Origin of the sequence: Tepidiforma thermophila, assembly GCF_002563855.1 — a bacterium.
Taxonomy (GTDB): Bacteria; Chloroflexota; Dehalococcoidia; order Tepidiformales; family Tepidiformaceae; genus Tepidiforma; species Tepidiforma thermophila.
Map to the genome: position 1 here is coordinate 746,417 of NZ_PDJQ01000001.1, position 17,554 is coordinate 763,970.

At 71.4% G+C, this 17,554-nt stretch carries 21 protein-coding genes; 10 read left to right on the plus strand and 11 right to left on the minus strand.

The window, feature by feature from the left end; all coding sequences use genetic code 11:
* Positions 1 to 19 precede the first annotated feature (19 nt).
* From A9A59_RS03495 to A9A59_RS03510, 4 genes are read right to left on the minus strand one after another with little or no spacing between them, the layout of a single operon-like run.
* Positions 20 to 484: a pyridoxamine 5'-phosphate oxidase family protein gene (locus A9A59_RS03495; protein WP_098502956.1), complete on the minus strand. Its 465-nt coding sequence runs from the start codon at positions 482 to 484 to the stop codon at positions 20 to 22.
* Complete coding sequence (locus tag A9A59_RS03500; RefSeq protein WP_098502957.1) at positions 468 to 1,316, minus strand: hypothetical protein; 849 nt, start codon at positions 1,314 to 1,316, stop codon at positions 468 to 470. The genes A9A59_RS03495 and A9A59_RS03500 overlap by 17 nt, the downstream gene beginning before the upstream one ends.
* Positions 1,317 to 1,375: 59 nt before the next feature.
* Positions 1,376 to 1,810, minus strand: a complete 435-nt coding sequence (locus A9A59_RS03505) for a hypothetical protein (protein ID WP_133117500.1) — start codon at positions 1,808 to 1,810, stop codon at positions 1,376 to 1,378.
* Between the two features lie 56 nt (positions 1,811 to 1,866).
* Positions 1,867 to 2,889, minus strand: a complete 1,023-nt coding sequence (locus A9A59_RS03510) for a DNA polymerase domain-containing protein (protein WP_098502959.1) — start codon at positions 2,887 to 2,889, stop codon at positions 1,867 to 1,869.
* An 80-nt stretch (positions 2,890 to 2,969) separates the two neighbouring features.
* On the opposite strand from A9A59_RS03510, the gene A9A59_RS03515 reads away from it, so the two are divergent.
* A complete protein-coding gene (locus A9A59_RS03515; RefSeq protein WP_098502960.1) occupies positions 2,970 to 3,473 on the plus strand; it encodes a VOC family protein in 504 nt (167 codons plus the stop codon).
* A gap of 58 nt (positions 3,474 to 3,531) precedes the next feature.
* Positions 3,532 to 4,701 carry a WD40/YVTN/BNR-like repeat-containing protein gene (locus tag A9A59_RS03520; protein WP_098502961.1) on the plus strand — a complete coding sequence of 390 codons (1,170 nt, stop codon included), beginning with the start codon at positions 3,532 to 3,534 and terminating at the stop codon, positions 4,699 to 4,701.
* 6 nt (positions 4,702 to 4,707) lie between these two features.
* On the opposite strand, the gene A9A59_RS03525 is transcribed toward A9A59_RS03520, so the two are convergent.
* Positions 4,708 to 5,223, minus strand: a complete 516-nt coding sequence (locus A9A59_RS03525; RefSeq protein WP_098502962.1) for a DinB family protein — start codon at positions 5,221 to 5,223, stop codon at positions 4,708 to 4,710.
* 27 nt (positions 5,224 to 5,250) lie between these two features.
* Positions 5,251 to 5,685: a hypothetical protein gene (locus A9A59_RS03530; RefSeq protein WP_098502963.1), complete on the minus strand. Its 435-nt coding sequence runs from the start codon at positions 5,683 to 5,685 to the stop codon at positions 5,251 to 5,253.
* A gap of 158 nt (positions 5,686 to 5,843) precedes the next feature.
* Here A9A59_RS03530 and A9A59_RS03535 point away from each other — a divergent pair, with 158 nt between their 5' ends.
* Both A9A59_RS03535 and A9A59_RS03540 read left to right on the plus strand, forming a co-directional pair.
* On the plus strand, positions 5,844 to 6,590 hold the full coding sequence (locus tag A9A59_RS03535; RefSeq protein WP_098502964.1) for an SDR family NAD(P)-dependent oxidoreductase: 747 nt from the start codon (positions 5,844 to 5,846) through the stop codon (positions 6,588 to 6,590).
* A gap of 41 nt (positions 6,591 to 6,631) precedes the next feature.
* Positions 6,632 to 7,576: a phosphotriesterase family protein gene (locus A9A59_RS03540; protein WP_098502965.1), complete on the plus strand. Its 945-nt coding sequence runs from the start codon at positions 6,632 to 6,634 to the stop codon at positions 7,574 to 7,576.
* Positions 7,577 to 7,582: 6 nt separating this feature from the next.
* Here A9A59_RS03540 and A9A59_RS03545 read toward each other — a convergent pair whose 3' ends face one another.
* Together A9A59_RS03545 and A9A59_RS03550 are read right to left on the minus strand one after the other, a co-directional pair.
* Positions 7,583 to 8,080, minus strand: a complete 498-nt coding sequence (locus A9A59_RS03545; RefSeq protein WP_098502966.1) for a hypothetical protein — start codon at positions 8,078 to 8,080, stop codon at positions 7,583 to 7,585.
* Between the two features lie 13 nt (positions 8,081 to 8,093).
* Positions 8,094 to 8,534 carry a hypothetical protein gene (locus A9A59_RS03550; RefSeq protein ID WP_133117501.1) on the minus strand — a complete coding sequence of 147 codons (441 nt, stop codon included), beginning with the start codon at positions 8,532 to 8,534 and terminating at the stop codon, positions 8,094 to 8,096.
* A gap of 144 nt (positions 8,535 to 8,678) precedes the next feature.
* Here A9A59_RS03550 and A9A59_RS03555 point away from each other — a divergent pair, with 144 nt between their 5' ends.
* Genes A9A59_RS03555 through A9A59_RS03565 form a run of 3 tightly spaced genes read left to right on the plus strand, consistent with a single transcriptional unit; the run spans position 8,679 to position 10,578 of the window.
* Positions 8,679 to 9,347, plus strand: a complete 669-nt coding sequence (locus tag A9A59_RS03555) for an acyltransferase (RefSeq protein WP_278286773.1) — start codon at positions 8,679 to 8,681, stop codon at positions 9,345 to 9,347.
* Positions 9,268 to 10,215, plus strand: coding sequence for a hypothetical protein (locus A9A59_RS03560; RefSeq protein WP_098502968.1), 948 nt, complete (start codon positions 9,268 to 9,270; stop codon positions 10,213 to 10,215). Before A9A59_RS03555 ends, A9A59_RS03560 begins: the two co-directional genes overlap by 80 nt.
* A 39-nt stretch (positions 10,216 to 10,254) precedes the next feature.
* On the plus strand, positions 10,255 to 10,578 hold the full coding sequence (locus tag A9A59_RS03565; protein WP_098502969.1) for an ArsR/SmtB family transcription factor: 324 nt from the start codon (positions 10,255 to 10,257) through the stop codon (positions 10,576 to 10,578).
* Positions 10,579 to 10,751: 173 nt separating this feature from the next.
* Here the strand turns inward: A9A59_RS03565 and A9A59_RS03570 are convergent, their stop codons facing one another.
* Positions 10,752 to 11,714: an alpha/beta fold hydrolase gene (locus A9A59_RS03570; RefSeq protein WP_278286774.1), complete on the minus strand. Its 963-nt coding sequence runs from the start codon at positions 11,712 to 11,714 to the stop codon at positions 10,752 to 10,754.
* Between the two features lie 62 nt (positions 11,715 to 11,776).
* Between A9A59_RS03570 and A9A59_RS03575 the strand changes: the two genes are divergently transcribed.
* Both A9A59_RS03575 and A9A59_RS03580 read left to right on the plus strand, forming a co-directional pair.
* Entirely contained in the window at positions 11,777 to 12,931 is a 1,155-nt protein-coding gene (locus A9A59_RS03575) for a DegT/DnrJ/EryC1/StrS family aminotransferase (protein ID WP_098502971.1), read from the plus strand.
* Positions 12,932 to 12,994: 63 nt separating this feature from the next.
* Positions 12,995 to 14,029, plus strand: a complete 1,035-nt coding sequence (locus tag A9A59_RS03580; RefSeq protein ID WP_098502972.1) for a hypothetical protein — start codon at positions 12,995 to 12,997, stop codon at positions 14,027 to 14,029.
* A gap of 114 nt (positions 14,030 to 14,143) precedes the next feature.
* Here A9A59_RS03580 and A9A59_RS03585 read toward each other — a convergent pair whose 3' ends face one another.
* A complete protein-coding gene (locus A9A59_RS03585; RefSeq protein ID WP_133117502.1) occupies positions 14,144 to 15,403 on the minus strand; it encodes a hypothetical protein in 1,260 nt (419 codons plus the stop codon).
* Positions 15,404 to 15,511: 108 nt separating this feature from the next.
* Here A9A59_RS03585 and A9A59_RS03590 point away from each other — a divergent pair, with 108 nt between their 5' ends.
* Positions 15,512 to 16,792, plus strand: a complete 1,281-nt coding sequence (locus A9A59_RS03590; protein WP_165772474.1) for a multidrug effflux MFS transporter — start codon at positions 15,512 to 15,514, stop codon at positions 16,790 to 16,792.
* On the opposite strand, the gene rlmB is transcribed toward A9A59_RS03590, so the two are convergent.
* Complete coding sequence (gene rlmB / locus A9A59_RS03595; RefSeq protein WP_098502975.1) at positions 16,710 to 17,489, minus strand: 23S rRNA (guanosine(2251)-2'-O)-methyltransferase RlmB; 780 nt, start codon at positions 17,487 to 17,489, stop codon at positions 16,710 to 16,712. The genes A9A59_RS03590 and rlmB overlap by 83 nt on opposite strands.
* Positions 17,490 to 17,554: the final 65 nt, after the last annotated feature.

A 17,554-nucleotide genomic window follows, 5' to 3' on the forward strand; every position in this document is an offset into this window, starting at 1 on the left:
TCCAGTTGTGGAGGCCGGGTCACTCACGGACCGGGCGCATCGCGTAGATGCGCCGGACCGCAATCTCAACCTCGACTGTCTCCGATTCGTGGCGGACGGCCTCCGTGCCCGGCACCGGCCGCGCCGTGCCGTAGACCATCGCCACGGCGCCGTCGTCCAGGTGCTTGGCGAGCGCCACCCGCGGATTCTGGGCGATGTCGCGCGCCCGCACCGACCCGGTGAACATCCGCATCGTCAGCCGCCCATCCGGCTGGAAATCCGCATGGACAATGGCGATGTGCGGCTGGCCGTTCGGGCCCACCGAGGCCACGGTGCACCACCGCTGTGCGGTCCACATCGCGAGGAACTCGGCCGCCGAAAGCCGCCAGTCGGGGCGGGCGAACACCCGCGCCACCTCCGGCCCGGCCGTCGCGGCCGTCCGGTCCAGGATCTCCTGGATGCGCGCCACCACCTCGGGCGGCCACGTCTCAGCAGTCTGCGTCATCGTCACATCCTCCCTGCGCGGTGAGCGCCGCCGCCGCAGCACGCGCCAGCGCGGTTTCCGCATCGCGCGGTGTCACGCCCGGGTGGTTCCGTTCGCGCGCCACCGCCTCCGCGGCCTCCACCATTGGCAGCAGGTCCTCCCCGGTGTACCCGAGGCGCAGCATCATCCGGCTGAACAGGTGCGGCAGGTGGCTGCACCAGTGCAGCTCGCGCGAGGCAAGCAGGTCGTGCACCGGCGCCTCGAACGGCAGGGCGGCGCGGATCATCGCCGCGTTCCTCGCCGAGGCCGCCGGGTTCGCCCGGAATGCCTCCGAGCGCCGGCGTGCATCCGCCTTCCCCCGCGCGATCACCTCCAGCGGCTCCCCCGCAGCCTCCACCGCAGCCGTGAACTCCGGGTCAATCTCCCCCGGGGGGATGTACCCGGCGTCGCGCGCCAGCCGCCCAATCGTCTCGGAGTAATCGAGCAGCGTGACCGCCTCGTGGCCGTTTGCCCGGGCTGTCTCCTCCACGGCCCGGATGACCGCCGCCAGCTCCTCGCGCCGGACGGTGCCGTCGCTCGCGCCGCCCGCGATCAGGTCCTCGGCCTTGAACTCCCACGGCATCCCGAAGAGCGGCCGCACAAGGTCATGGCCGATGACGTTCATCGGCTTCTCTATAAACTGGCAGACCTGCGTCTGCTCCCGGGGGCAGGCGCGGCAGCCCTCCCGCATCATCCCCTGGAAGATCGGCATCAGTTCGCCCGGGGTAATCGTGGCCATGCGCTCCGCGTCGCGGATCAGCGCATCCCACGCCGGGCTGCACCCGCCAGCGGCGGGCGAAACCTGGGATTGCATGATTCGTGCTCCTCAGCAGGTAATCCTGGCGCCGGGCCCTCGGCCCGGCAGCGTGCCTATCAGGACGCGGCGATGAGGAGCGGGGTTCGCGGGGGAGGGTCGATGCCTGCCGGGTCGGCCGGCCGGGGCGCCAGGGCCGCGCAGGCCGCAAACGCCACCCACGCGCCTGCGCCCAGCAACTGCAAAACGGTCTCCAGCAGCACGGTGACTGGCGCCTGCCCGCCGACCTGCGTCTCGGCGCAGGTCGCCATCTCAGCGTGGCAGTGCGCTTCGTGGTCGCCCGGTGCGTGCGCGTGCCCGTCCGCGTGGTCGTGGGTGCCGCCGTCGCCGGGCACCGGCCCGCTGAACGGCAGCTGGAGTTCGATACCTGTCCCGGGAATTGGCACGGCGAGTGCCGGCCAGTGACCGAAGAAGCTCAGCATCGGCAGGAGGCTGACAAGCAGTACCCTGGCCACGCCCTGCAGCGGGAACCCGGCCATTGTGCGCACCGTCACAAACTGCCTCCGCCGGCATTCTGGTTTCGCGCCGGCGCGCTGTCAATACGTGCGCATCAGCTCAAGGCGCCCCGCCGCCGCTTCCGCGCCCGCGAAGGCTGCACCCGCGGCGGCTCCCCCGGCGCCTTCGGGAAGTGCGGCGGATACGGCGCCTCGCCCAGCCCGGCGCGCGCCTGCTCCTCCGCCAGGGCCAGCAACGGCTCCAGCGAATATGCCCGCGCATCCATTCCCGCCATCGCATCGCCCCGCTCCGCCAGCAGGCCGGGCACCGTCGCCAGCGTGAACTGCCCCGGTTCGGCGCGCGGCAGCTCCTCCCACGTCAGCGGCATCGAAACCCGGGCGTCCGGCGTTGCCCGGACCGAGTAGGCCGAGGCCATCGCCCGGTCCCGCAGGTTCTGGTTGTAGTCGATGAACACCCCGTGCCGCTCCTCCTTCCACCACGCCGTCGTCACCAGCCCCGGCGCCCGCCGCTCCGCCTCCCGGCCCAGCGCCAGTGCCGCCCGCCGTACGTCCGCGAACTCCCACCGCCGCTCGATCCGCACAGAGATATGGATGCCCCGGCTGCCCGAGGTCTTCGGATAGCCCTCCAGCCCGAACTCCCGCAGCAGCCCGCCGATGAGCAGCGCTGCCTCCCGCACGGCCCCGAACCCCGCCTCCGGCGTCGGGTCCAGGTCGAACCGCAGCTCGTCGGGGTGGTCCGGGTCATCGGCGCGCACCGGCCACGGGTTCAGGTCGATGCACCCCAGGTTCGCCGCCCAGGCGAGCCCCGCCGCGCTGTCGATCACCGGCAGGCTGGCCGAACGCCCGCTCGGGTAGGTCACCCGCGCCGTCCGCACATACGGCGGCAGCCGCGCCGGCGCCCGCTTCTGGAAGAACGGCGGCCCGCTCACGCCGTCCACATACCGCTTGAGCACCAGCGGGCGGTCCCGCACGCCCCGGAACGCCGCCTCCGCCACCGACAGGTAGTACCGCACCAGGTCCAGCTTCGTGTGCCCCGCCGCCGGGAAGAACAGCTTGCCCGGGTTCGAAACCGGCACCTCCACGCCGCCGGCATCCACCAGCACGCGCTCGGTCGGCATGGCGGCAGTATAGCCGCGCCCGGTTGACGGCAAAGGAGTGCTGCTATATTTTCCCTCAACTACCCGATGAGAAGGCTGCCATGACCGCAAAGTTCGTCACCCACCTCTGGTTTGAACATGGCGCGCTCGAGGCCGCGGAGTTCTACACGCGGGTGTTCCCGAACTCCCGCATCACCGCCGTCACCCACTACAGCGAGGTCGGGCGCGAGATTCACGGCCAGGAGCCCGGCTCCGTCATGACCGTCTCCCTCGAACTCGACGGCCGCCCCTTCATGCTCCTCAACGGCGGCCCCGGGTTTCGCCTCAACCCGGCCTTCTCCATCCTGCTCGAATGTGACACCCAGGAAGAGATCGACCGCTACTGGGAGGCCCTCCTCGAAGGCGGAGAAGGCCAGCAGTGCGGCTGGCTTGTCGACCGCTTCGGCGTCAGCTGGCAGGTCTCGGGCCCCATGGACGCCTGGCTCACGACGCTCGACGCCGCCGCGCGCGACCGGGTCCTCGCCGCAATGTTCCAGATGACGAAAATTGACCTCGCCGCGCTCGAGGCCGCCGCCCGCGGCAAGCCCGCCCCGGCCGGCCAGTAACCAACCCCAGGGAACCCCGCAGCAGAACGCTGCGACAGGGCAGGAAGGAGAACCACAGATGCCCGGCACCACCCTCCTCATCGGCACCCGCAAAGCCTTCTTCATCTACCGCTCCGATGCGGCCCGCGAACGGTGGGAGCTCTCACCCCCCATGCTCAAGGGCACCTCCGTCTACCAGGCCGCCGTCGATACCCGCCGCCGCCCGGCGCGCCTCCTCCTCGCCGCCAACCACTGGGCCTGGGGCCGCTCCGTCGCCCGCAGCGATGACGGCGGCCAGACATGGGAGCAGCGCTCCCCCGGCCTCGGCTTCCCCCAGGACATGGGCATCACCATCGACAACGTCTGGGGCATCGCCCCCGGCCACCCCGATGAGCCCGGCGTCGTCTGGGCCGGCACCCAGCCCGCCGGCCTCTTCCGCTCCACCGACTGGGGCGAAAGCTGGGAGCCAGTCGATACCCTCAACCGCCTGCCCGACCGGACGTTCTGGTACATGACCGGCGGCGGCCAGTCGGCCCTCACCGCCATCGAACTCGACCCCCGCACGCCGCGCCGCATCTACGTTTCTATCGCTACCGGCGGCGTCTACTGCTCCGAAGACGGCGGCCAAACCTGGGAGCCGCGCTGGCACACCGCCATCGCTACCACTCCCGAGGTCCGCGAAATGTTCGAAAAAATCGAGCAGATGTTCCCCGAGATGGCGGCCCAGTTCCCCATGCCCGAGGGCGTCGACCCCCTCGCCGCCAACGAGTTCCACAAGTTCCGGCTCGACCCCAAGAACCCCGACCGCGCCTGGGGCCAGGCCCACGTCGGCGTCTTCCGCTCCGACAACGGCGGCCGCAAGTGGGTCGATGTCACGAACGGCCTCCCCTCCTTCCACGGCTTCCCCCTCGCGGTCACCAGGCAGGGCCGCGATGCCGTCTTCGTCGCGCCGCTCGAGATGGAGGCCGACAACTTCCGCGTCATGAACGGCCAGTTCGCTATCTACCGCACCACCGATGCCGGCGCCTCCTGGGAGCGGCTGACACGCGGCCTCCCGGGCCCGCACGACTACCAGAGCGTCTACCGCGACGCCATGGACACCGACGGCGTCGACCCCGAAGCCGTCTACGTCGGCACCACCAACGGCGAGGTCTACTACGGCCGCGAGTGGGGCGAATCGTGGGTCCGCCTCCCTGGCACCCTGCCGCCGATCCTCTCCGTCACCGCCGTTCCCAGCGACCTCCTCTAGCCGCCCTCAGCCGTCCCGCCGGATGTAGTCGATCAGGTCCACGCTCTCCGGCGGGCGGCCGATCGTGGTCAGGATCGCTGCCGCCTCCGCCCGGTGGTGGGTCGAATGGTTGAACACGTGCAGGATCAGCTGCCAGAGCGGCCGCGCATCCGGCACGGGCGGCTGATTCCGCCGGTAGCGGACCGTGCCCCGCAGCCGTTCCTCGTCGAGCTCCGCGAAGAACCGCGCCAGCTCTCCCCGCCCGGCCTCCCACGCCTCCCGCACGGCCTCCAGCGTCGGCCACGTCGCCGGGCCGTCCAGCTTCGCCTCAGCATCGCCCAGCCAGCGCCGCAGCCAGTGCCGCTCCGAGGCCACCACGTGCGCCAGCAGCGCATGGAGCGAACCGTCGCCGTAGCTCCCCGGGATGCGTGCCGCCGCAGCCTCGGGCCCCGCCTCGACCGCTGCCCGCAGGATCCGTTCGTTCGCCCAGTCCTGGAACGCCGCCATAAAGCGGATCAGTTCAAGCGAAAACGGCGGCGCCATGCCTCGCCCCCGCCCCGGCCGCGCCCGTTATGCCACCCCCGCCGGGAAGGTCGTCGGGATCTTCGCCGCCATGTCGAAAAACTCCTGGAACGTCTGGTTGAACCGGTAGAACGTATCGCGCCGGTGGTAGTCCTTCCCCCGCGCGAACTCCTCCGCGCTCCGCAGGTCCAGCGAGTTCAGCGTGTACTCGTGCGTCGCCCGTCCGTTCTTCTGGATGTCCTCGATCATCGCCCGCCACGCCTCCGGCGACTGCACCAGCACAAAGTCGAGCTCCTCCGCCCGCTTCGCATCAATCTCCTTCACGTCCTTGACTTCGAACGCCTCGAAGTCGATCTCGAAGTACCGGTCGCCCACCTGCACACCCATCTCAGCATCGCAGGTGCCCAGCCGCTTGAAGCTGTCCGAGGCGTTCAGCAGGTCGGCCGCGGCGCGGAACCATTCGACAGAGGGGAATTCGGGCATCGCGTCACCTCCAGGGACGGGACCGATGGCGCAGCATCGGCAATGTGGGCGGGAGTGTACCCGCTTACAGCCTGCCTGTCAGGCCGCCGGGCCGGCCGCTCCGGTATACTGCGCCCGTCCGCGCAGAAGCCCCGCCCCCGGCCCGCAGGAGGTGCGTTGTGTTCGAACTCGAAGGCAGCATCGCGGTCGTCACCGGCGCAGGCTCCGGCATCGGCCGCGCTATCGCCGAAACCCTTGCCGCCCAGGGCGCCCGCGTCGCCGTCGCCGATATCGACCTCGAGGCCGCCCGCGCTGCCGCAGCGGCCATCGGCCCCGCCCGCGCCGAGCCCTTCCCCGTCGACGTCGCCGACCAGGCCTCCGTCGATGCCCTCCGCGATGCGGTGCTCGGCCGCCTCGGCGTCCCCGATATCATCGTCAACAATGCCGGCTGGGACCGCGCCCAGCCCTTCCTCCAGACCGACCGCCCCTTCTGGGAGAAGGTTGTCGCTATCAATCTCCTCGGGCCCATCGCCGTCTGCCGCGCGTTCGTCCCGGCCATGGTCGAGCGCGGCGCCGGCGGGCGCGTCGTCAACATCGCCAGCGATGCCGGCCGCGTCGGCAGCACCGGCGAAACCGTCTACGCGGGCGCCAAGGGCGGCGTCATCGCCTTCACAAAATCGCTCGCCCGCGAAGTCGCCCGCGCCGGCATCACCGTCAACTGTGTCTGCCCGGGTCCGACCGATACCCCGCTCTTCCGCCAGCAGCCCGAGCGCATCCAGGAAGCCCTCGCCAATGCCATCCCCTTCAAGCGGATCGCACGCCCCGGCGAGATCGCTGCCGCCGTCGCCTTCTTCGCCTCGCCTGAGGCCGGCTACATCACCGGGCAGGTCCTCAGCGTCAGCGGCGGCCTCACCATGGCCGGCTGAGCGCTCGACAGCCGCCCGTCCCCCGCGGCAGAATCCCGCCCATGGCAACCGTCCAGACCGTCCTCGGCCCCGTCGATGCCGCAACCCTCGGCGTCACCCTCAGCCACGAGCACGTCCTCGTCGGCATGGGCGAAGACAACCACCACTACCCCTGGCGCTTCGACTGGGAGGCCACCCGCGCCGCCGTCATCCGCGAACTCCGCGAAGCCCGCGAGGGCGGCATCGGCACCATCATCGACCTCACCACCCCCGACCTCGGCCGCGACGTCGAATTCGTCCGCGATGTCGCCCGCGAGGCCGGCATCAACGTCGTCGTCGCCACCGGCATCTGGCGCGATATCCCCCGCTCCTTCTGGACCCGCGACCCCGACGAAATCGCCGATATCTTCGTGCACGAAATCGAAGTCGGCATCGGCACAACCGGTATCCGCGCCGGCGTCATCAAAGTTGCTAACGACATGGGCGGCGTCACCCCCGAGGGCGAGCGCATCCTCCGCGGCGCCGCCCGCGCCTGCAAGCGCACCGACATCCCCATCAGCACCCACCAGTGGGCCCCCGAAGAGGTCGGCTGGCAGCAAGTGCAGATCTTCGAGGACGAAGGCGTCCAGATGGACCGTGTCGCCATCGGCCACAGCGCCGATACCACCGACGTCGACTACCTCGAACGCCTCCTCCAGCGCGGCGTCTACCTCTCCATGGACCGCTACCCCGGCGCACCCGGCCGCCCCACCTGGGAGCAGCGCAACGCCACCGTCAAAGCCCTCATCGACCGCGGCTGGGCCCACCGACTGATGCTCGGGCACGACTACGCCCCGATGCCGATCCTCAAGGGCCAGCAGCCGCCCCCTCCCCAGGGCCCGACCCGCTACCTCTTCGTGTCGACCGTAGCGGTCCCCGCCCTCCTCCGTGACGGCGTCCCGCGGGAGACCATCGACCTCATGCTCCGCGAGGTGCCGCGCCGCTTCCTCACCGGCGAAGCCGCCTGAGCAGCCTCAGTTCACCCCATCGCTGGCAACCAGCGGCGCCGCCATCCGGAACGGCAGCACGGGCCCCAGCTCCACGTCGACCCGCTGGCCGCCCGGCGCGAAGACCGGCTCCTGCACCGCGAACCGCCGCGCAACCGGGAACCAGAGCCGGATGGCTGCGCCCGGCGTGCCGCACCCCGGCCGCTGGCCCGGCCGGCTCCCGTCGGCCAGCACGTCCACCACGTACACCGTCTTCCCGACGTCGGATGCCGGCGTCCCCGGCCCCGGCCCCGCCACCCGGGTGAGGTCCTCGCCGCAGGCCCGCCCGTTGACCAGCGCAATCACCGGCTGCACCGCCGGGTCGAGGTTCGCGCCATCCGCCTGCACAATCCCGTACGGCCAGGCGAAATCCGGCGGGCCGGGCGGCTCCTGCCCCCGTGCAGCCCCGGGAATGCACAGCGCCGCGGCGAGCAGGCCTGCCAGCAAACCCTGGCGGAGCGCGCTCCCGCGGCGCCGAATCTGCATGCCGGGAGTATGCCTAGTTCGTCCCGTCCTTTGCCACCATGGGCCCGTAGTTCCGCGGCGTCAGCTGCGGCCCCAGGCCGGTCAGGTTCCGCTGCGACGGCCCCGCGCCGCTCCACGTCGCCGTATCCGTCGCCAGCTGCCGGTTGCCCACGAAGTAGAATTGCACCGTCCGCCCCGGGGCGCCGCAGCCGGCCAGCTGGCTGTCAGCAATCACGTCGACCACGTAGACCACGCCGGAGCCGTCCGCGATGGTCTGGCCGACGCCGCACGTTTGCGAACTCCCGCCGCTCGTCACAATCGCCAGCACGGTCTGGCCCGGCCCCACGCCCGAAGGCACCGAGCCGTAGAAGGTCGCCGGGGGCGAAGGCGGCGCACCCTGCGCCATCACCAGCGCCGGGATCGAAGCCGTCGCCGCAGCGACAGACGCAATTGCAAGGAGGATCGCTCGTTTCATTGCACCTTCCAATAGCGCGGGAACGCGCTCGCAGGTAGCAGCGTAGGCGGCGAAGATTATGCAGGCAAGCCGTTCCGGCACCCCCGCCGGGCGCCCGCCAGACTGTTTACGGACAGTTTACAGCCCGCCTGCGAGCCGCCCGCCATGCCAGCCCTCGCCGCCCTCCGCGCTGCCCTCCGCCCGCTCGCCCGGCCCGCCCGGCAGGCGCTCGCTCCCCTCCGCCGCGCCCGCTGGCGCGCCCGCTACCTCCGCGACGGCATCGAAGGCATCGCCATGGAGCTGCGCTCCGCCACCCACCACCACGACGAGCTGCTCCGCATGTTCGGCGCCGCCGTCGGCCGCGACGTCTCCATCCACGGCCCCATCCACATCGTCAACGCCGGCACCGACTTCCGGAACCTCCGCATCGGCAGCCGCGTCCATCTCGGCACCGACGTCCTCATCGACCTCGCCGACCGCGTCACCATCGAGGACGAGGCCACCCTCTCCATGCGCGCCAGCATCGTCACGCACATCGATGTCGGCCCCGGCTCCCTCCGCGAACGCCGCCCCCGCGATCAGGGGCCCGTCCGCATCGGCCGCGGCGCCTACCTCGGCCTCGGCGCCACCGTCCTCCACGGTGTCACCATCGGCGAAGGCGCCACCATCGGCGCCCATGCCCTCGTCGACCGCGACGTCCCGCCCGGCGCCACCATCCTGGCCCCCGCGCCCGCCGCGCCCCGGAGCCGGCGGAGTGACTGCCCCGCCCCCCGGCGGCCGCGGCCGCGTCCTCGTCCTTGGGCTCCCCTACTTCGGCCGCCGGCTCGCCGCTGATCTTGCCGGGCTCGGCTGGAAGGCGCGCTACCTTCCCCATCCGGGCCGCAGCCTCCCCGGCTGGGCCCGCGTTGCCGCCGCCGTCGCCCGCGCCGACATCGTCTATCTCATCGGCAGCCGCCTCGACCGCGGCTCCCCGCAGGACCGCCTCCTCCGCATCCGCCGCCGCCCCGTCGTCATCCACTGGGTCGGCACCGATGTCCAGATCGCGCTCGAGGAGCACCGCCGCCGCAACGCCTCGGCCCGCATCGCCGAGCGCGCCATCCACTGGGCCGATGCCCCCTGGCTCGCCGAGGAGCTCCGCCTCGCCGGCATCCGTGCCGAGTACGTTCCCCTCCCCATCCCCCTCCCTGCTGCCGACCCCCCGCCCCTCCCGGAGCAGTTCACCGTCCTCCTTTACTACCCGGTCGATGCCTTCGACCGCGAAGTCTTCGATATCGACACCATGCTCCGGTTGCCCCCGGCCTTTCCTGCCGTCCGCTTCCTCATGATCCCCTCCCCGCCGGAGACGCTTCCCGCCCCGCTCCCGCCCAACCTCGAAGCTCGCGGCTGGGTCGACGATATGGACGCCCTCTACCGCGAGGTCACCGTCCTCGTCCGGCTCACCACCCACGACGGCCAGTCGTTCATGGCCGCCGAAGCCCTCGCCCGGGGCCGCTACCTCATCTGGACGCACCCCATGCCTGGCGGCATCCAGGCCGCCGGCTTCGAGGCCGTCAGCGCTGCCCTCCGCCGCCTCCTCGAACGGCACGAGGCCGGCACTCTGCCCCTCAACCTTGATGGCCGCCGCCAGGTGCTCGAACGGTTCGGCGGCGGCGCCCCCCTCCGCGACATCGACGAGCGGCTGCAGGTCCTCCTCCCCCGCTGAGGGCTCCCCGCCATCGGGGAATTGCGATACGCTCGAGCCATGAAGGCCATCCCGACCCTCACCACCGACGAGGAGCGCGCCGCCGCCATCTTCCGCGCCCTCGGCAACCCCGCCCGCGTGGCGATCGTCAGCGAACTCGCCCGCCGCGCCGCCTGCGTCAGCGACCTCGTCGCGGCCCTGCCCCTCGCCCAGTCGACCGTCTCCCAGCACCTCAAAGTGCTCAAGGAAGCCGGCATCGTGCGCGGCGAAATCGAAGGCCCCGGCGCCTGCTACTGCCTCGACCCCGAGACCATCCGCTGGGTCGCAACGTTCTGCTACAACCTCTGCTGCCCGCCCGGCGCCGGCGAACCCGCCTGCCCCTGACCCATCGTGTGCCGGGCCCGTCACCTGCTGCTGCCCCGCCACCATAGGAACGGTGAAGCCCCTTGCCGCGAGGAGCGCTCGTCATGTTCCGGTTCCTGTTTCCCTTCCGGCGGTGGCGCCGCCTGAAGCTCTTCCGCCGCCGGAGGTTCAGGGCCGGACCCCGCCTCTGACGCTCAGCCCTGCTGCAGCCCCAGCCCCGCAAGGAAGTCCAGCAAAAGCCGGTTCACCTCCTCCGGCCGCTCCTGCTGGGTCCAGTGCCCGCACCGCTCGAGGTGCTCCATCCGGATCCCCGGGATGAGCGCCGGCATCGCCGCCGCCATCTCCGGCTTCAAGATCGTGTCGTTCGCCGCCGTGATCATCATCGCCGGCACGTGCAGCTGCGGCCCCTGCGGCGCCCCCTCCTCCTCCGCGTTCAGGTCGGCCGCCCGGTACCAGTTCAGCCCGCCGCGGAACCCCGTCTTCCGGTACGCCTCCACATAGACTGCGATCTCCTCGTCCGAAAGGAACGAGCGCCGGTCATCCGGGATCCGCGCCAGCACTCCGCTCCCGTCGCCGCCCACCCGCATGAACGTGGTGAAGTCCTCCGCCCGCGTCCAGTCCATGAACATCTTGTGGAACGTCCGCTCGATGTCCGCCTCCAGCTCGGCTTCGGCCACCCCCGGCCGGAGGAAGTAGCGCATGTAGAACGTCTCGTCGGTCAGCCCGTGGTAGTCGCGCAGCGCCTCCGTCGTCCGCCGGTTCGATGGCGGCGCGTACGGCGTGTTCAATCCCACAATCGCGGCCACCCGCTCCGGGTAGCGCAGCCCCATCTGCCAGACGACCGCGCCGCCCCAGTCGTGCCCGACGAACACGGCCCGCTCCAGCCCGAGGGCATCGAGCAGGCCCGCCATGTCCGCGCAGAGCACCTTCATGGTGTACTGGCGCGGGTCTTCCGGCGCCTCGGTGCCGCCGTACCCCCGCATATCCGGCGCAATCGCCCGGTAGCCCGCCTCCGCGAGCGCCCGCAGCTGGTGCCGCCACGAATACCACAGCTCCGGGAACCCGTGGCAGAACACCACCGGGAAGCCGCTCCCGGCCTCCGCCACGTGCATCCGGATCCCGTTCGCCTGCACCTCGCGGTGCACAATCTCGCCCACGCTGCTGCCTCCCGCGCTGGTTGCTCGCTGTCTGCTACGGGGCCACATCCTACACTGTCCCCGTGGCCGAACTGCGCATCCCTTTCTTCCGCCCCGCCATCGACGACGACGACATCGCCGCGGTGGCAGACACCCTGCGCAGCGGCTGGCTCACCAGCGGCCCCAACGTCCGCGAATTCGAGCGCGAACTCTCCGCCGTCTGCGGCGCCCCGTACGTCAACGCCGTCAACTCCTGCACCGCAGCCCTCCACCTCTGCCTCCGCGCGTGGGATATCGGCCCCGGTGACGAGGTCATCGTCCCCGCCTACACCTTCTCCGCCACCGCCACGGTCGTCGTCCATACCGGTGCCCGGCCGGTCCTCGTCGACGTCCGCGAGCGCGACGCCAACCTCGACCCCGAGGCGTTCGAACGCGCCATCACCCCCCGCACGAAGGCCGTCATCCCCGTCCACTTCGCCGGCGAGCCCTGCGACATGGACGCCATCCTCGCGATCGCCCGGCCCCGCGGCATCCGCGTCCTCGAAGATGCCGCCCACGCCATCGGCGCCGCATACCGCGGCCGCCCCATCGGCTCGATCGGCGATGCGACCGCCTTCAGTTTTTACGCCACCAAGAACATCACCACCGGCGAAGGCGGCGCACTCGCCTCCTTCGACCAGGCCCTCAGCGAGCGCGTCCGTATCCTCACCCTCCACGGCATGACCCGCGACGCCTGGAACCGCTACGACGCCGGCGGCAGCTGGCGGTACGACATCGTCGAGTTCGGCTTCAAGGACAACCTCACCGACCTCGCCGCCGCCCTCGGCCGCCGCCAGCTCGCGAAGCTCGAGCGCCTCACCGAGGCCCGCACCCGCACCGCCATGCGCTACCTGGCAAACCTCCGCGATGAGCCCCTCCTCACCCTCCCCGCCTTCGATGAGGCGAACCACCACGCCTGGCACCTCTTCATGGTCCGCGTCGATAACGAGCGCTCTCCCGTCCACCGCGACGACGTCATCCGCCGCCTCGCCGAGCGCGGCATCGGCACCTCCGTCCACTTCATCCCGCTCCATTTCCACACCGCGTTCCGCAGGCTCGGCTACCAGCCCGGCGATTTCCCCGTCTCCGAACGGATTTTCGAGGGCGCCATCAGCCTGCCCCTGTTCCCCTCCATGACGGACGCCGACGTCGATTTCGTCTGCGAAAATCTGCGCGAAATTCTTCACGCAAACGCTTGAGCCCGGCAGTGCTCCTGCCGAACAATGAGGCGAACGGCCCAATTCGGCCCGAGGTGGCAGTCTGTGAACCCCGCGTACCGCCTGGCTGCCGCCCTGCTCCTTCCCCTCGCCTTCATCGCCTCCGCCTGCGGCGACTCCCCGAAAAAGACCCCGCTCGCTGACTGGGTCGACGGCCTCTGCCGCGCCGCCGCGGCGCTGGACCGCGACCGCGACGCCGTCGTCGAGGAGTTCTCCTCCACCGATTTCTCAAAAACCGCCGAGGCCAAAAAAGCCTTCGCCGAAACCGTCGAGAAGCAGCGAGAGCTGGCGAAAACCTTCCGCGCCGCCGTCGACGACCTCGGCCAGCCCGATATCGACGGCGGCAAAGAGGTCGTCAGGGCCTTCGAAGAGCAGTTCAAAGAAAACGACCAGCGGACCGACGACATCGCAAAGCGTGTCGCTGCCATCCCCGACCGCGCCGACTTCCTCGCTGAGTTCCAGCGCATCGCCGACCAGGCCGGCGAGCCCGACTTCCGCGCAAAGCTTGTCCTCGTCGCCAAAGACCACCCGAAGGTCGAGGACCTCATCGCCGCCATCGACGATGACCCCGACTGCTCCCGCGTCATTTTCGCTGCCAGCCCGGCTACCAATCCCCAATCTGAGGCCTGGGTGAGCGGCGTCTGCACCGCCCTCGGGGCCTGGATCGAAGCGCTCAGCACCGGCGCCGATGCCATCAACCGCAAACTCGATGCCGCCCAGACGCCCGGCGAGGTCAAGCGCATCCTCGTCGACTTCTTCGAACAGGGCCTGGCCGATACCCGCGCCCTCGACCGCGCGCTCAAGCGGCTCGAGCCGCCCCCGGTCCGCGACGGCAAGGAGATCAACCGCGTCTTCACCGCCGCTGGCGAAGACCTCGTCGCGGCGATGGAGCGGCTCACCCGCGAAGTCCGCTCAGCCGACTTCTCCACCATCGAACAGGCAGACGCCGAAGCCGCCCGCTTCGTGGCGCTCATCGACCAGCTCTTCGGCGACGTCGCCGCCAGCTTCGACGAACTCCAGCAGTACGACCCCGAGGGCCTCGACGTCCTCATCCAGGAACTCCCCGAGTGCCAGTTCTAACCGGCTGACGCCAGGCCCCGCCTGCGGCCCTTCGGCCGTCATCGCCTGTCGACGCAGCCGGGCAGCCGCCTCCTGGCGTTGGAGCACTCTCGCCCCCGCGGGAGTGCTCCGCCTTCACTCCGATGTCTTCACCACCCCAACGACCACGCCTGACGTCGCCCTCGCGACCGGCCGCCCTGCCACCGAAACCTCCCCGCCGCCGTAACACCACATCCCCCACGGCAGGTTGAGGCCGACGGCCGGCTCTGCCTGCCCCGGGCAGGAGACCGCCGGCACCGCCGGCAGCAGCCGTTCGCGCCAGCCCGCAACCACGGCCGCCGGGTCCGCCACCTGCTCGAACTTCCCGGTCGCCGGGTAGAACAGCCACGTCGCATTGCCTTCCCGCGTCCAGCAGCGGTCCCGGCTGCCCGGCGCACCCTGCAGCGGAGCCCCCCGGAGCAGGACCCCGGCGCCGCCCGGCTCAAAGATGAACGACACCAGCGCGTAACCATCGAGCCGCGCCCGCCCGGGCTCCCGGCCGCTCACCGGCTCGACGAACACCACCTCCTCCCCGCCCAGCCCGAGCCCTTCGCAGGCGAGCGACCAGCCCCCGGGGACCGTCGCCAGCATCTGACCACCGGGGTCGACTGCGGCCACCGTCGCCCCGCGCTTCGTCACCTCACCGTCGAGCCGCACCGCCGCGAAGACCCCCGGCCCGTCGCGGTGCGCGTACCCCATCACCTCCAGCCCGCCGTCATCCGCGTGCCAGGCGATCGGTGCAGGCCACGCCCCGAGCGCGCCCCCGAGGATGTCCATCCCCCACCGGCGCAGCACCCGCCCTGTGGCTGCTTCGAGGACGATGAGTTCGCCCCGGTCACGGTCCCGCAGGTCGGCGCTCTCCCAGCCCACCGCAAGCAACCGCCCGTCGTGCGAAAGCACCGCCGTCGTCGGCCGCTGCGTCGGTTCGAACCGCAGCAGCGTCGCCAGCTCCTGACCGTCGAGGCTCCACCGCACCACCCGCCGCTCGCTCACCGTCACCACCTCGCGCCCGGTCGCAAACACCCACTCCGGAAGGATGAATTCGTCCGCTGAACCAACCCGGAACGATGCAACGACCCGTCCGCTCGCCGGGTCAATGCTTGCGATTTCCACTACCGGGTAGCTCCGCGTGCCGGTTTCCGCGCTCCCCACCTCGAGGGCAAGCACGAGCAGGTCTGTCCCCGGCGGCACAACCTGCGGCGGCCCCGGTGACTCGGTTGCCGCCGGCGTCGCGGTTGGAGCGGGTGTTGCGCTCCTGTCCCCATCCGCGTCGCTGCACGCGCCTGCCAGCGCCAGGCCCGCCAGCGCGGCAGCCAGCGCCAGCGTCCCGCCCCGCAATTGTGCTTTCCCGGTCATGCGTTCCCTCCTGCCAACCCTGCACGGTACAACGCCCGCGCCGCCCCGGGTGTTCCCGCCCGGTGCAGGCATCCCCCACCCCGCTTCCGCCGCGTACTATTCCCCTCCGTGGCTGCCGCTGCACCCTCCTCCCGCGTCGAACGCCCCGCCGCGACCGCCGTCCTCGTCGGCATCGCGGCCCTCGCCCCGATCGCCGTCGACGTCTTCCTCCCCTCGATGCCGGCGATGGCCCGCGAGTTCGAAACGTCCACCGGCACCCTCTCCCTCGCCGTGACCCTGTTCATCGTCGCCTTCGCCGGCGCCCAGCTCTTCTGGGGCCCCCTCTCCGACCGCGCCGGGCGCCGGCCCGCGCTCCTCGGCGGGCTGGCGCTCTTCGTCGCCGGGAGCATCCTTTGCCTCGCCGCTACCAGCATCCCCCTGCTGCTCGCCGGCCGCGTCCTCCAGGGCCTCGGCGGCGGCGCCGGGCCCGCAATCGCCAACGCCGTCGTCATCGATACCTACCGCCGCGAGCGAGCCGTCGGCGTCCTCGCCCTCATCACCCTCTCCATCGCCCTCGCGCCGATGATTGCGCCGGTCTTCGGCGGCCTTGTCCAGGAGTACGCCACCTGGCGCGTCGTCTTCGTCATCCAGGGCGGCGTCGGGGTCCTGCTCGGCGTCGCGTTCTTCGCGCTCATCCCCGAGACGAACCGCGCCCCCGACCCCGCCGCCCTCCGGCCATCCCGGCTGGCCGCCAACTACCGCCGCCTGTTCCGCTCCCGCACCTTCACCACGGCCGCCGTCCTCATGGGCCTCCTCTTCGCCGGCCAGCTCATCTTCATCTCCACCAGCTCCTTCGTCCTCGTCGACGACCTCGGCGCCAGCCCCGTCGTCTACGGGCTCAGCTTCGGCTTCGTCTCCTTCGGCATCATGACCGGCGCAACCATCTGCCGCCGCTTCAGCCGCCGGTGGCCGCCGGGGCGCATCGTCTTCGTTGCGGCCGCCACGGGCTGGGCCGCCGCCCTCGCCATGGCCGCGCTGGCCGGGCTCGGGTTCGCCAGCCTTCCCGCCACGGTCCTGCCCGCCTTCGTCATCCTCGCCGGCAACGGCATGGCCCGCCCTGCGGCCACCGCCACCGCCCTCGCCGACTTCCCCGAGACCGCCGGGCTCGCCTCCGCTGTCCTCGGCTTTACCCAGATGGCGGTCGCCTCCGGCTGCAGCATCCTCTTCAGCGCCTTCGTCGAACCGGGGCCCGGCACCCTCGCCGGCGGCATGGCCCTCGCCTCTACCGCTGCCTTCGCGCTCTTCACCCTTGCCCGGCCTCCCGCCTTCAGCCTCCGCCAGCCTGCGCCGGGAACGGGTGCTGCCGCCGCCACAGGTACGCCAGCGCCCCCGTCGCCACGGCCACATTGAGCGACTCCACCCGCGGATCCATCGGCAGCGCCACCCGGAAGTCGCTCTCCCGCAGCAGCAGCTGCCCCACCCCCTCGCCCTCGCTCCCCACGATCAGCGCCGTCCGCCCCGGCCAGTCGAATTCCGTCGCTGCGGCGCTCCCCTCGCCCGCATCCGCCGCAACCACCCAGTAGTTCGCCTCTTTCAGCGTCCGCACGGCCATCGCGAGGTTCTGGGGCGCCGCAACCGGCGCGACGAAGCTCAGCCCCGCGCTCGCCCGGTGCACCCCCGGCGTGATCAGCGCGCCCCGCCGCAGCGGCAGCACCACCGCATCGACCCCGACCGCCACCGCCGTCCGCAGGATCGCCCCAACGTTCTGCGGGTCGGTCACCCGGTCGAGCAGCAGCACCAGCGACCGCTGCCCGGCCTTTCGGGCCGCCGCCTTCAGGTCGACCGGCTCCACCGGCCGCACCCGCGCGAGGATCCCCTGGTGCACCCCGTCGCCGGTCAGCTCATCGAGCCGCCGCGCCTCCACCCCCTCCACCCGCAGGCCTGCCTCCCGCGCCGCCTCCGCCAGCGCCAGCACCCGCTCGTTCGAGGTCTCCCGGTAGTAGAGCACCGACTTTGCGTGCCCCGTCGCGAGCGCCATCGCCACGGGGTTGATGCCGAAGGCGATATCGTCCGGCGTGCTGTTCGGCTTGGGGCGGAGGCGCGCCATGCACGGAGTTTCGCACGCCCGCCCCGGAGGCGCGCCGCTGCTCCCATGCCGTACCCTGTTTCGTG